Genomic DNA, 13,329 nt, shown 5'->3' with positions numbered 1-13,329 from the left:
CGGATGCCGTGATCGAGGTGACCCCCCTCCTCCGAATCCCCGTCAGAGAACCACGAGCCAGCACGCCGCGAGGCCCACGGCGGAGAGCCCGGACGCCAGCCAGAAGGAGCGCCAGGGCGCCGCCCTACCGATGAACAGGTACGCCACCAGTACCACGGTGAACTCGCGCAGCACCAGGACGGTGGCCGCGAGGTGGAGGTCGAAGGAGGCAACCCAGGCGATCACGGCACCGAAGGCAATGCCGATCACCGGGCCCACGAACGTCTTCCACGCGGACCCGGTGCGCACGAGCAGCACCGACGCAGCCCAGGACAGCACGCCGGGGAAGGAGACCATGGCGATGAACGGCACCATGGACATGGCCAGCGTCCACTTCTCTCCCAGCAGCGGAACCAGAACGATCGAGGCCACCTGCGCCACCACCACGCCGACCACAGCGATCAGCAGGGCCCCGAAGAGGTAGCGCTCGCTGGTCTCGCGGATCTCGCGCGCCGTCTGTTTGTCGGCGATGCCCACGCGCACCATGTTGGCGGTCGACGCCGCCAGGGCGTCCCCCGGAGCGCGGCCCACAGCGCTGCCCGCCGTGTACGTCCCCAGCACGGCGGTGCCCGCGAAGAAGGTCATGAACAGCCGCTCCGCCTGACCCTGGAACCAGGCCATGAGCGCGTACCCGGACATGGCGCCCATGTCCGAGAGGATGGACTGCTCCCCCGGCTCCGCGTGGGGGATGGGATGCGTGTTGCGGCGGGCCCGCCACCAGCACAGCAGAGCGAAGACACCCTCCGTGACAGCCAGCTGCAGGGACGGGCCGAGCAGCGAGTGGGTGAGGACCAGGACGGTGCCGCCCACCAGCAGGCCTGCGAGGGAGGCGCGCAGCTGGAGGCGCGCCAGCAGACCCCACTGACTGGTTGCCTGCAGGGTGCCCACGTAGAGCAGTCCCAGTGCACCGAACCCGGGCGCGAAGGCCACAGGCAGCACCTGGAAGAACTCGTGCCAGTTCTCCAGGGTGCCCCGCCACCTCATGATCAGCATGAGTCCCACGAGCAGCACGAACGCCAGCAGCGGCATGATGGCCCGGTACCGGTTCATGATCTTCATACCGCCGGGCTCCGTGAGCACGCGCATGACGGCGAACCGGGCACCAGAGTCGATCGTGACCTGGATGGCCGTGTAGAGCAGCGTCACCACGTTGTAGATGCCCACGTAGTGCGGGTTGGTGAACGCGGCGAGCGTGAGGATCACCAGGGCCGAGGACACCCGCGGCAGGGCACGCTCGATGAGCGACTTGATCTGGTTCAGCACGCCGGCGCCGCCATCACGCCCGCGGCAGCCGCAATGTTGCGCCGCGCGTACCGGCGGGTCCCGGGGCGCACCCCTGCCACGACCGCGTCGAGCTGCCCGGGGGTGCCCTGGGGCGACCCCGGCCGCCCGCCGTTGTCCACGAGCCACGGCAGACCTCCGGCCAGGGCCCACTCGCGCCAGGCCCTGTTGACCTCGGGATCCGCGGCGATCCGGTCGTGGTAGTCCGGTGCCCCAGAGAGCTGGGTGGCGCTGAGCCGGTAGCCGATCACCGGCGTCGCCAGCTTCACGATGCGCGAGCCCGTGCGCAGCGCGTCGAGCCACAGCACGTAGTCCTCCGCGGCGTTGGGGACCGCGTAGGCGTCGGCGGCCTCGAGGGACGCCCTCGTGGCCACCATGCTCGAGTGGAACAGCGGGTTGACGAACGGCAGCAGGAGGCCGAGCTCCGTGCTCGTGAGACCTCGGGGGTAGGACGGACGCGGCAGCCTCCCCTGCCCGAAGCGGATCCCCCCGGCGCACACGACCTCCGCCTCCCGCAGTGCCGGCAGGGTCACGCGGAAGCGCCAGGGCAGCGAGATGTCGTCGGCGTCGGTGCGCGCCACCAGCTCGCTGTCCGTGGTGTCGAGCGCGGCGCGCATGCACGCCACCGTCCCCAGGTTGCGGCTGTTCGCGCGCACGACGACGCGCGGGTCGGTGACGCGGCGCGCGGCGGCCTCCGTCTCGGCGTCCGGCCCGTCCACGGACACCACGAGCTCGGCGTCGCGCGGCATGGCCAGCAGCGTGGAGCGCACCGCGGTCTCCACGGTGGCGCCCGCGCGGTAGGCGGGCATGATGACGGTCAGTTTCGGCATGGTGGCACTCTCCCCTGATAACCACGAATCACCCCACCGTCGTCGGCTCCCCGGGGTGAACATCTGCGGACAAATTCTTTGTCATAGAAACGCAGAACGATATTCAGGTTATCATGGGGAAAGCGGGACAGGGGTGCCGATCATGGCGGCAGCGGCTATTCCCCGGAATCTCGGGGCTGAGCGGCCAAACCGTTGCACAGCCGCCAGGACGGCGCGGGGGCGCACGGAATACCCGGGGTGCCGTCGTCAGAAATATGGCCCTGTCCCCCAATAGGGGGTAATGGTAAAGAAGTTTGTCCCCATTTACAGCTACGCGAACATTGGGGTTTCCCGTCGGGCTGACGGGAACACAGGAGAAAATTGGGGGGATCACGTGTCACCACGTGTCAAGAACGTCATTGTCAGATTCCTGGGGATCGTCCTGGGCGCCACCGTCCTGGGAGCGGCACTTGGAGCGGGCGTGGCCGCCCTTCGGCCCGAGAGCTACACGTCCACCACCACGGTGATGGTGACACCGACGAAGAGTCTGCCGAGCACCCAGACGGAGACCGTCTCGCAGTACATCCTCAGCAACATGCCCACCTACAACAACCTCGCGATGACCTCGAGCGTTCTGCAGGAGGCTGCGGACCACGGCAAGGGCACGGACGAGATCTCCAAGGACCTGACCGTGGAGGTCCCCACCGGCTCGAGCCTCATCAAGCTCGCCTACACGGACGCGGACAAGGAGCGCAGCGCCGCCATCGCGGACGACCTCGCGGCAGGGCTCCGTGACTCCATCCGTCAGTTCTCACCCCAGAGCGACGGAGCACCCCAGGTGGACGTCTCCATCGTCCAGAAGGGCAGCTCCGCCACGACGAGCGACAAGCCCAGTGTGAGCCAGTGGGCCCTCATCGGGGGGACCATGGGTGCCGTCCTGGGCCTTGCCGCAGCTCAGGCGGCCACTCGCCGACGCGCGGCACCCCGCCACCACACGTCGTCGGCCACCGCTGGACAGAACGACGCACTGTGGTCATGAAGTGGCGCGATGCGATCACGATGGACCGCGTCCCGGTGCTCACCCTGATCGTTTTCCTGCTGGTCAGCTGGGCCTCCACGGTCTACTTCCTGGACCACTCGGTGATCACCGTTCCCAGTCCGTTCACGCCGGTCTGGGCCGCGTACAACCACCCCGATGCGGCGCGCCTGGTCTCATGGGCGATCTGCGGGCTGCTGCTCGCACTCCTCGTTCCGCTGCCGGGCCGCCCACCGTCCTGGACGGTGCTGATCTCGACGATCGGCAAACAGGTGCGACCGCTCTCGTGGTTGTGGATCCTCATCACGTTCGGCGCCATGGCCGCGCTGGTGGCGACGAAGGGACGGTACCTGCTGGAGGCGCCGCAGTACCTGATCTTCACGGCCCCGCCGGCTCTCGTCTCCGCCTCGAGCGTGGCACAGCCGATGGCGGTGCTCGCGGCCGGGTTCCTGTCCGTCCGGCACCCGTTGCTGGGCAGAATCGCCATGGTCCTGTGGCTCGTGCTGCTCTTCGCATGCGCCACGCGCGTGTTCGCCGGCGTGGTCGTGCTCTACATGGTGGGCAGGTTTCTCGCGGGTGGCCGGGTCTCGTGGCTGGGGTGGTTGTTCACGGTCCTCGTCACGGTGGTGCTTCTGCCCATCCCGCTCTACTGCCGCGACCTGACCGAGCACGGTCTGATCCCTTACGCCCGCGCGATCTCCGAGGTGATCCTCGAGCCGTCCTTCATCAAGGAGTCCCTGCTCACCACCACCAGCAGCTTCGGGTTCAGCGTGCCGCTGCTGGTCTTCACGAGCCACGAGTACGGCATCACACAGCAGGACATGCTGATCTCTCTCAACCCGGGGCCGGGCCGTCTCGTGGGGTGGGACGACATCCTGTTCTCGATGCGTGTCCACGAGTTCATCCCCTACTCCGCCCTGGGCGAGTGGGCGAGCTTCGGCGGCTTTGCCCTCATGCTGTTCACCCTCGTGTGGGGGCTGGTGGTCCGGGGGTGCCTCCGCAGCGTGGGCTCCAACCCCCACCCCACCATGGTGCTCTTCCTCTCCGCCCTGCTGGGGATGGCCATGCTCACGGTGGTGATGATCACCCAGTACAACACCCGTGCGGTGAGCCGCATCATCTCCATGATGATTGCCGTCGCCCTGCTCGAACGCGTGCTGCGGCCCGCCACTGCCGCGTTCCTGCGCCGCTGGTCGTTGCGCAGGGCGCGCACCGGGGAGTCCGCCGCGAGAGGCCCAGTTGCCGATGCACTGGCGTGACGAGCACTCCTCCGCGGCCAGGGGCAGGACGAGCAGACGCGCTTTCCTGACCCTGGCCGGGGCTGCTGTGGTGGGCACTACCGCGTCCTGCTCGGACGCGGGGGGCCCCGCGCCGAAGATCCCTGCTCCGAGTGCGCTCGAACGCCGTGAGGTGTGGGCCCACGCGGTGCCCCAGGGCCTGCCCCTGGCTGACGGCGACGACGTCGCCTACGGCAGCGAGCGCCCGCTGTCCTTCGCCCCTCGGGACACCCCTTACGACACCCTCGTCGCGGACCAGGTGGACCAAGCGCGTGCGGCCGGTCTCACCGGCATGCAGATCCTCCTGCTGGAGGGGGTCAACTCCGGGGGTGACTTCGTGGGTGACTGGATGACGGCCGCGGACCGCACGTGGGAGGGCCCGCAGCCTCGGGGGTTCTCGGTGGCTCCGTGCCTCCTCGTCTCCTCGCCCAGGAGCGCCAGGGAGCTGGTGGAGCAGTACGCGGAGGCCGCCGCCCGGCACCCCTCTGCAGCCCGCTCCGGCAGTGCGCTGGTGGTCTGGATCTACAACGCCCGTTCCCTCACCCCCGAACAGTGGGACTCGGTGCGCACCGGCCTCCGCGAGGGAGGCACCGAGGTGTTCCTGGTCGCCGAGCTGACCACCCAGGCGAGCCAGCACGGTGACCGGCTCGACACGTCCGTCGTCGACCCCTACGCCCGCTGCTTCGACGCGGTGTGGCTGTTCGAGGACAAGGAGACGCAGGTCCTGGAGGACTTCACCGCCTGGGCCGCTGACAAAGGGGTCCCCTTCGCGGGAGGGTCGCTGCCCGGGTACGACCGGGAGACGTCCCACGGAGGCTACGTGGACGCCCGCGGCACCGAGCTGTGGCGCGCTCATCTCGAGAAGCAGCTGGCGGCGAACCCGACGTGGCTGACCGCGGTCACGTGGAACGACGCCGTGGAGCACACCTCGGTGCAGCCGACCTCCGACTGGGGCACCACCAGAGCAGACCTGCTGGCCCACTACTCCGCGGTGTTCCGGGGCGTTGGCCAGGCGGACGGCGATTCACGCGCGTACGTGACCACGCCGCAGTACCTGGTCGCGGGCCAGGAACTCCTGGCGGAAGGCCTGGCGATCAACCACGGGAGCACACCCGTGACGGTGCACCTCCGGGTCACCTCCGCGGGAGGACGTGTGCTCGCCGAGTCCACCTCTCGTCCCGCCGGGCCCGGCAGCGTGACGACGGCAGCCGTGGAAGAAGCGCTCCCGCTGAAGGGAGGAGATCACGCCTTCGCCGTGGTGGAGCTGCTGGACGAGTCCGGCAGACACCTCAGCAGCACCCGCAGCGCCCCCGTGGTCGTCCTCGACGCAGGGGACCCGGCAGTGCCGACGCCCGACCGGCGTCGCTACTACTCCGTGAGCTCTCACGGAGCAGCGGACTTCGCCGCGCTCGCGGAGCTCCAGCATGGCGGGGGCCCGAACCCCTCCGGGACGAGGGGGAAGAGCAAGGACTCGGTCCGTTGCCTGGAGCTGCTCCACAACACCTGGCCTGCAGGTCTGGCCCTCGACGCCGCTGAGGTGGCGTACACGAATCCGCCCGCCAAGATCGTGGGAGACCAGCAGGTCACCACCGTTCGGAGCGGATTCACCGTGGCCCGGCTGGTGACCCACGAGGGGAAGATCGCCTACTCGCCACCGGTTCACCACCCCGCATCCGCCAGGTAGCCCCGGGAGCCTCGATGACGGCCCACCACCGGGCCGTCACCCGACTGCACGACCGTTCGATCATTCAACCGTTCGACCAACACAGGGGAGAGAACATGACACACCAGAGACGCCGCCTCGCCACCTTCACGGGGCGCGGCTACGACAAGGGCCGCAGCACCCTGCAGTGCGCGGCCTGGGCACTCGTCGTGGAGCCGCTGCAGCGCTCCGTGCTGTGCCCCCCGCGCGTGCGCGCGCGCATCCTGCGGGCGTTCGGGGCGCAGATCGGCGAGGGCACACTGATCCGCCACGACGTGCGGATCCACTGGCCCTGGAAGCTGAGCGTGGGCGAGAACTCGTGGATCGGCGTCGGCGCGTGGCTGCTGAACCTGGAGCCCATCACGATCGGATCGGACGTGTGCATCTCGCAGGGCGCCATGCTCTGCACGGGCAGCCACCGCGCTGACGACCCCGCCTTCGAGTTCGACAACGCTCCCGTCACGGTGGCCGACGGCGCGTGGATCGCCCTGCGCGCCACGGTCCTGCGCGGCGTGACCGTGGGCGAGGGTGCGGTGGTGGGCGCCACCGCACTGGTCACCCGGGACGTCCCGGCCGGCGCGCGCGTGCTGGCCCCGGCCGCGGCGGGGGTGTGAGCGGCATGCGGATCCTCCAGGTCGTCGCCCTCGTCTCGGGCACCAACGCGTACGGCGGCCCCACCACCGTCGCCTTCAACCAGTGCCGTGCGCTGGCCGACGCCGGTCACGACGTCGTCCTCGCCGCCACCGGCTCCGAGCTGGACACCCCGCTGCCCACGGAGCGCGACGGCGTGCGCACGGCCCTGTTCCCGCCGCACTACGTCCTGCCGGGGGCAGGCTTCGCAGGCCTCACCTCACCGGCCATGCTCGCGTGGGTGCGCCGGGTCGCGGCGAGCGCGGACGTGGTGCACGTCCACACCGCCCGTGACCTGCTGACGCTGCCGGCCGCGTGGCTCGCGCAGCGCGCGGGCACCCGGACGGTGCTGCAGACCCACGGGATGATCGACCCCTCGGACAACCCGCTCGCGGGACCCCTGGACGCCGTCCTGACCCGCCGGGTGCTGCGCGACGCCCACCGCGTCTTCCACCTCACCCCCCGGGAGGAGCAGGAAGTGGCCCGGGTGGCGCGCGGTCCGGTGAACCTCATGGAGCTGCGCAACGGCATGCCGGTCAGCCCCGAGCCCCGCCCCGTGCGGGAGGGGGACGCGTGCCGCGTGCTGTTCCTCGCCCGGCTGCAGGAGCGCAAGCGCCCACTCGCGTTCGTCGCCGCGGCCCGCGCCCTCGCGCACCGGTACCCCAACGCCACGTTCACCCTGGTGGGCCCGGACGAGGGCCAGGGGGACGCCGTGCGCCGGGCCGTCGCCGAGTCCGGCCTCGGGGACCGTCTCACGTGGGCGGGTCCCGTGGACTCTGCGGGGGCCGCCCAGTGGATGCGGGACTCGGAGCTCTACGTCCTGCCGTCCGTGGACGAGCCGTACCCCATGTCCGTCCTGGAGGCCATGTCCAGCGGACTGCCCGTGGTGGTCACGGACACGTGCGGTTTGGCGGACACCGTGCGCCGCACTGGGTCCGGCGCGGTGGTGGACCACACCCGGCAGGCCCTCGAGGACGCGCTCGACGAGCTGCTGGGGAACCCTGTCCTGCGGGAACGCGCTGGACGGGCCGCACGGGAGACCATTGCCCGCGAGTACGGCATGGACGCCGTCGTGCAGCGGCTGCTGAGCGCGTACCGGGACTGAAGCCCGCTGCGGTTCCGGGCGCCGCACTTCACCCGCGCTGGAGCGGGGACACCGCGCTGGCCGATCGGCCAGCGCTCCCCTGGCCGGTGGTCCATGCAAGGTCTGGCCGCTGGGCGGTGTTGCCCGGGCAGGGCGGCTCCGTAGCGTGGTGTCCACCGGGTCGGAGCAGGACCGCCGCAGGATCTGCTCGGGGGTGACCCGGTGACCTTCACTGAACGATCAACAGCAAAGGACACTCATCGTGGACATCTTCACCTCGATCATCCAGAGCCTCGGCACCATCGCGGGCATCGTGCTCGATTTCCTCAAGGCCTTCGGCGTCACCGGCTGATCCAGCCCGCACCCCCGGGCGGCGGCACGCGCCGGGCGCCCGGAGCCCCCGGCCCCCACCGCACGGTGGGGGCCGTGGATCTTTCCACGCCCGGGGACCGGTGCCGCCTCCCCGCCCCGCTTTCCGCGGCCGTGAGGCCACCCCGTAGGATGAACGCGTGAAGGCCTTACTGCTGGAAAACATTCATGCTGACGCCGTCGACGCCCTGCGCAGCCGCGGCTTCGAGGTGGAGACCCGCAAGGGGGCCCTGGATCCGGCGGAGCTGGTGGATGCCCTGGAGGGTGTGTCCCTGCTGGGGATCCGCTCCAAGACGCAGGTGACCCGCGAGGTCTTCGAGGCCCATCCCCAGCTGATGGCCGTGGGCGCGTTCTGCATCGGGACCAACCAGATCGACCTCACCGCGGCCACGGACACCGCCACGGCCGTCTTCAACGCCCCCTTCTCCAACACCCGCTCCGTGGTGGAACTGGCACTCGGGGAGATCATCGCCCTGGCCCGTCACCTCACGGACAAGAACGCCGCAATGCACCAGGGCGTGTGGAACAAGTCCGCGGAGGGCTCCCACGAGGTCCGCGGCCGCACCCTGGGGATCGTGGGCTACGGCAACATCGGCAAACAGCTCTCGGTGGTGGCCGAGGCCTTCGGCATGGACGTCTACTACTACGACATCGTGGACCGCCTGGCCATGGGCAACGCCACCCGGTGCGACTCCCTGGAGCAGCTGCTGAACACGGTGGAGACGGTCACCCTGCACGTGGACGGGCGCGAGTCCAACACCAACATGTTCGGCCGCGAGCAGTTCCGCCAGATGCGTCCGCGCTCCATCTTCCTCAACCTCTCCCGCGGTCACGTGGTGGACCTCGAGGCGCTGCGGGAGGCCCTCGTCTCCGGGCACCTGGCCGGCGCCGGACTCGACGTCTACCCCTCCGAGCCCAAGGCCGCCGGGGAGCCCTTCGTCTCCGACCTGCAGGGACTGCCCAACCTCATCCTCACCCCGCACGTGGGGGGCTCCACCGCGGAGGCGCAGGAGAACATCGGCGGCTTCGTCTCCGGCAAGCTGGTCGACTACTGCCGCTACGGCACCACGAGCCTCTCGGTGAACTTCCCCGAGGTGCAGCTGGACCCCTCGATCCACGGCACCCGCCTGCTGCACATCCACAGCAACGTCCCGGGCGTGCTGGCGCGTGTCAACTCGGTGCTGGGCGAGCACGGGATCAACGTGGACCGCCAGCAGCTCGTGACCAAGGCCCAGATGGGCTACCTGGTCACGGACTGCGGAAACGGGGTCACCGAGGACGTCGTCGCGGCCATCAAGGCCCTGCCGGAGACCATCCGGGTGGCCACCCTCTCCTGACCCGGCGCCGACGTCCCGGCACCTGGCTGCCGGGGTGCCCGAGCCGGAGTCCCCGGTGCACGGCATCCTTGGTGTGCCGGAGTCCCTGCGCACACGAGCCCGGGACCGTGCACTGCGCGGGGTGGCCGCTACTTCTTCCTGCTCGCCTTCGCGGGGGACGTGGCCGTCCTCCCGGAGGACTTCGTCGCCTTCGGGGAGGACTTCACGGCTTTGGCGGCGCCCTTCTCCGTGCGCGCCCCCGCGTGCTCCAGGACACCGCTGCCGGACTCGATGTGCGAGCGCATGAACCACTGGAACAGCTCGAGACCGCGGACCTGCCCGATCAGCATGTCCTCGGTGATGGGGTCCACGTCGCTCACACGGGCCAGGGCCTCGCGGTGGTCGCTGATCACGCCGTCGTAGACGAGGTCCAGTGCCGCCAGGTGCTCCACACCGGGGGCGCGGTGCACGCTGTAGTCGTCCCACGTGCGCTCGGCCACGATGGCGCCGGGCAACCCGCTCGGGGAGACACCCATGGTGGCCATGCGCTCGGCGAGCTCGTCCACGTAGCCGCGGACCTCGTCGATCTGCGGGTCCAGCATCTCGTGCACCGCGATGAAGTTGGGGCCCACCACGTTCCAGTGGGCGTGCTTGAGGGTCAGCTGCAGGTCGTTGAGCGCGTGCAGGCGCTGCTGCAGGATGTCTGCCACCGCGTGGCCCTGCTCGGTGGTGAGACCGGGGACGGTGAACGCGGCGTTCCGCGTGGACTTCTTGGCCATGAGATCCTCCTGAGAGGGCCCGGGACCCCGGGTCGGGACCCCACTGAACCCACTTATTGTGATGTATTCACAATAGTGCGGCGGACAGCGGCGCGCCAGGGTCCGCGGCACCGGCAGCACCGGGCGGGCCAGGAGCTCCGGGACCACCGGGACCACCGGATTGGTGATCCACCTCACGGGCCCTAGTGTGGGGAGAAATACCTGAGACCTGGAGTATCGGATGAGCACCTATCCCCACCTTCTGTCCCCGCTGCGCGTGGGGTCCACCACCCTGCCGCACCGCGTGATCATGGGGTCCATGCACACCGGTCTGGAGGAGACCCCGGGCGGCGAGCACGAGCTCGCCCGGTTCTACGTGGAGCGGGTGCGCGGCGGCGCGGGGCTGATCGTCACGGGCGGGATCTCCCCCAACCGGGAGGGCGCGGCCCGGCAGGACGGCGCGCACCTGAGCGATCCGGCGCAGCTTCCCCCGCACCGCACGGTCACGGACGCCGTGCACGCGGAGGGCGGGCTGATCGCCCTGCAGCTGATGCACAGCGGCCGGTACGCCATGCACGCGGATGCCGTGGCGCCCTCCCCCATTCGCGCGCCCATCAACAAGGTCACCCCGCGCGAGCTGAGCACGGAGGACGTGCGGCGCACCGTGGAGGACTTCGCACGGGCCGCGCAGCTCGCCCAGCAGGCCGGCTACGACGGCGTGGAGATCATGGGCTCCGAGGGCTACCTCATCAACGAGTTCCTGGTGGAGCACACCAACCGGCGCACGGACCGCTACGGCGGCTCGGACGCCGCGCGCCGCCGCTTTCCCGTGGAGATCGTCCAGCGCGTGCGGGAGGCCACGGGCCCGGACTTCCTCATCATGTACCGCCTGTCCGCGCTGGACCTGGTGCCGGACGCGCAGGAGTTCGAGCAGGTGCTCGCCCTCGGCCGCGAGGTCGAGGCGGCGGGCGCCTCGCTCATCAACACGGGCATCGGCTGGCACGAGGCGCGGATCCCCACGATCGCCACGAGTGTCCCACCCGCCGCGTTCACGTGGGTGAGCCGCGCCCTGCGGGAGCAGCTGAGCGTTCCCGTCGCGGCGGTGAACCGCATGAACACCCCGGAGATCGGCGAGGCCGTGATCGAGCGCGGGGACGCGGACCTCGTGTGCCTCGCCCGCCCGTTCCTCGCGGACCCCGAGTTCGTGGCGAAGGCCCGCGAGGGGCGCTCCGCCCAGATCAACACCTGCATCGCGTGCAACCAGGCGTGCCTGGACCACACGTTCTCCGGCAAGCGGATGTCCTGCCTGGTCAACCCGCGTGCCATGCGCGAGGACGAGCTGGTGCTGGGCCCCACCCGCACAGCGGAGCGGATCGCCGTGGTGGGCGCGGGCCCCGCGGGTCTGGCGTTCGCGGAGGCCGCCGCGCAGCGCGGCCACCGGGTCACCCTGTTCGAGGAGCACCACGAGATCGGCGGGCAGTTCCAGCTGGCGCGGCGCATCCCGGGCAAGGAGGACTACGCCCACACCATCCGCTACTTCCGCACCCGCCTGGCCGAGCTGGGCGTCTCCGTGCGCACCGGACGCACCGCCACCGCCGCGGACCTGGAGTTCGCGGACCGGGTGGTCGTGGCCACGGGCGTCACCCCCCGCGTGCCCGGGATCCCCGGCGAGGACGGGCCCACCGTGCTCGGCTACAAGGAGGTGCTCGCGGGAGCCCCCGTGGGCGAGCGCGTGGCGGTCATCGGCGGCGGCGGCATCGGCTTCGACGTCGCCCACTTCCTCACCCACGACCCCGCGGCGGACTTCTACCGCGAGTGGGGCGTGGACCGCTCCCTGCAGGCCCGCGGCGGCCTGCTGCGCCCTCATCCCGCTCCCCCGCGGCGTCGTGTGACGGTCCTGCAGCGCACGCCCGGCAAGCCCGGTGCGCGCCTGGGCACCACCACGGGCTGGATCCACCGCGCGGAGCTGCGCATGGCGGACGTGCAGTTCGTCACGGGCGTGCAGTACCAGCGCATCGACGAGCAGGGCGTGCACGTGCTGGTGCCCCAGAAGGACGACGCCGCGGGGCGGGCCCCCGGGCCCGCGGCCGCCACGACACCGCGCCCCACCGGCGGTCCCGGCGCCCAGGACGCCCCCGCGGGCGAGTCGCGGGCCGCCGCCGTGGCCGAGGCGCCCGCGCTCCAGGAGCTGCTGGTCCCGGCCGACACCGTGGTGCTGTGCGCGGGGCAGGAGTCCCGGGCGGACCTCGTGCCCGAGCTGGGCGCGCAGCGCCCCGTGCACGTGGTGGGCGGTGCGCACGTGGCCGCGGAGCTGGACGCGAAGCGGGCCATCAAGGAGGCCGTGGAGCTCGCCGCGTCCCTGCCCTGAGCCCGCACCCGGTGGCGTCGGGTGCAGGGCGGGTGCCACCCCTCCGACGCGCCGGTGCTCCGTGCCACGTCCGCCGTGGCACGACCGCGGAGGAGCGCGCCACGGCGGGGCGCGGGGCCCGCGCGGGGCCGAGCTGTCACCACTCACCCAGCCCGGCCGGATACTATTCTGGGAACTGTCCACGACCGTGTGCCCCCTCCGCCCCCGGCGGTCGCACGGGACGCACCGCCACTGGCTGGCCGAGAAAGGAGGCGGGATGGGTTTCTGGACCGGACTGGAGAACGGGATCGAGAAGGCGGTCCGCACCGCCTTCACCGCGGGCTCGCGCAGGCGCGTGGAGGCCGTGGAGATCGCGAGCGCCCTGCGCCGCGAGCTGGACCAGGAGTCCTTCACCGTCTCGGGCGGGCGCACCATGGCCCCCAACGTCTTCACGGTCCAGTTCTCGGACGACGACTTCCCACGGGCCCAGGAGTGGGGCGTCCAGCTCGCGGAGGAGCTGTGCGACGTGGTCATCCGCCACGCGCGCTCCCAGGCCTACACGTTGCAGGGCGCGGTGCGTGTGAGCTTCACGCGCGAGTCCGAGCTGGAGGCCGGCGAGTTCGAGATCGTGTCCTCGTTCGAGCGCACCAGCACCCCCCAGGCCCCCGCGGACGCCGGCAC

General features: G+C 70.9%; 11 protein-coding genes. 8 read left to right on the top strand and 3 right to left on the bottom strand.

Going from position 1 to position 13,329, the window contains the following annotated elements:
- Nucleotides 1–42 precede the first annotated feature (42 nt).
- Both CWC38_RS04225 and CWC38_RS04220 read right to left on the bottom strand, forming a co-directional pair.
- Nucleotides 43–1,302, bottom strand: a complete 1,260-nt coding sequence (locus CWC38_RS04225) for a polysaccharide biosynthesis protein (protein WP_121845577.1) — start codon at nt 1,300–1,302, stop codon at nt 43–45.
- Nucleotides 1,296–2,150 (bottom strand): glycosyltransferase family 2 protein, encoded by an 855-nt coding sequence (locus CWC38_RS04220; protein WP_121845576.1) that lies wholly within the window; start codon nt 2,148–2,150, stop codon nt 1,296–1,298. The genes CWC38_RS04225 and CWC38_RS04220 overlap by 7 nt, the downstream gene beginning before the upstream one ends.
- Before the next feature lie 373 nt (nt 2,151–2,523).
- On the opposite strand from CWC38_RS04220, the gene CWC38_RS04215 reads away from it, so the two are divergent.
- The 6 genes from CWC38_RS04215 to serA all read left to right on the top strand — a co-directional run bounded on the left by CWC38_RS04215 (nt 2,524) and on the right by serA (nt 9,564).
- Entirely contained in the window at nt 2,524–3,168 is a 645-nt protein-coding gene (locus tag CWC38_RS04215; RefSeq protein ID WP_165860337.1) for a YveK family protein, read from the top strand.
- The gene (locus CWC38_RS04210; protein ID WP_124035175.1) at nt 3,165–4,424 is read left to right on the top strand and encodes a hypothetical protein; all 1,260 of its coding nucleotides are present in this window, start codon (nt 3,165–3,167) and stop codon (nt 4,422–4,424) included. The genes CWC38_RS04215 and CWC38_RS04210 overlap by 4 nt, the downstream gene beginning before the upstream one ends.
- A gap of 67 nt (nt 4,425–4,491) precedes the next feature.
- Nucleotides 4,492–6,126 carry a glycoside hydrolase family 71/99 protein gene (locus CWC38_RS04205; RefSeq protein ID WP_124106138.1) on the top strand — a complete coding sequence of 545 codons (1,635 nt, stop codon included), beginning with the start codon at nt 4,492–4,494 and terminating at the stop codon, nt 6,124–6,126.
- 95 nt (nt 6,127–6,221) lie between these two features.
- Nucleotides 6,222–6,758: an LbetaH domain-containing protein gene (locus tag CWC38_RS04200; protein ID WP_121845572.1), complete on the top strand. Its 537-nt coding sequence runs from the start codon at nt 6,222–6,224 to the stop codon at nt 6,756–6,758.
- 5 nt (nt 6,759–6,763) lie between these two features.
- The gene (locus tag CWC38_RS12560) at nt 6,764–7,879 is read left to right on the top strand and encodes a glycosyltransferase (protein WP_121845571.1); all 1,116 of its coding nucleotides are present in this window, start codon (nt 6,764–6,766) and stop codon (nt 7,877–7,879) included.
- A gap of 488 nt (nt 7,880–8,367) precedes the next feature.
- On the top strand, nt 8,368–9,564 hold the full coding sequence (serA, locus tag CWC38_RS04190; RefSeq protein WP_121845570.1) for a phosphoglycerate dehydrogenase: 1,197 nt from the start codon (nt 8,368–8,370) through the stop codon (nt 9,562–9,564).
- 128 nt (nt 9,565–9,692) lie between these two features.
- Here serA and CWC38_RS04185 read toward each other — a convergent pair whose 3' ends face one another.
- The gene (locus CWC38_RS04185) at nt 9,693–10,322 is read right to left on the bottom strand and encodes a Dps family protein (RefSeq protein WP_121845569.1); all 630 of its coding nucleotides are present in this window, start codon (nt 10,320–10,322) and stop codon (nt 9,693–9,695) included.
- A gap of 220 nt (nt 10,323–10,542) precedes the next feature.
- On the opposite strand from CWC38_RS04185, the gene CWC38_RS04180 reads away from it, so the two are divergent.
- Nucleotides 10,543–12,669 (top strand): NADPH-dependent 2,4-dienoyl-CoA reductase, encoded by a 2,127-nt coding sequence (locus CWC38_RS04180; protein WP_121845568.1) that lies wholly within the window; start codon nt 10,543–10,545, stop codon nt 12,667–12,669.
- A 256-nt stretch (nt 12,670–12,925) separates the two neighbouring features.
- Nucleotides 12,926–13,329, top strand: a 404-nt coding sequence (locus tag CWC38_RS04175) for a DUF3662 domain-containing protein (protein ID WP_121845567.1), incomplete at its 3' end; no start/stop codon positions are given.

This window comes from Kocuria tytonicola (assembly GCF_003687455.1).
GTDB lineage: Bacteria > Actinomycetota > Actinomycetes > Actinomycetales > Micrococcaceae > Kocuria > Kocuria tytonicola.
This window is presented reverse-complemented; position numbering and strand designations above follow the sequence as displayed.

What these genes read in the sequence shown, in the direction of transcription:
- CWC38_RS04180 (WP_121845568.1), top strand. Translation starts at nt 10,543, where the DNA reads ATGAGCACCTATCCCCACCTTCTGTCCCCGCTGCGCGTGGGGTCCACC.
- CWC38_RS12560 (WP_121845571.1), top strand. Translation starts at nt 6,764, where the DNA reads ATGCGGATCCTCCAGGTCGTCGCCCTCGTCTCGGGCACCAACGCGTAC.
- CWC38_RS04185 (WP_121845569.1), bottom strand. Translation starts at nt 10,322, where the DNA reads ATGGCCAAGAAGTCCACGCGGAACGCCGCGTTCACCGTCCCCGGTCTC.
- CWC38_RS04220 (WP_121845576.1), bottom strand. Translation starts at nt 2,150, where the DNA reads ATGCCGAAACTGACCGTCATCATGCCCGCCTACCGCGCGGGCGCCACC.
- CWC38_RS04210 (WP_124035175.1), top strand. Translation starts at nt 3,165, where the DNA reads ATGAAGTGGCGCGATGCGATCACGATGGACCGCGTCCCGGTGCTCACC.
- CWC38_RS04200 (WP_121845572.1), top strand. Translation starts at nt 6,222, where the DNA reads ATGACACACCAGAGACGCCGCCTCGCCACCTTCACGGGGCGCGGCTAC.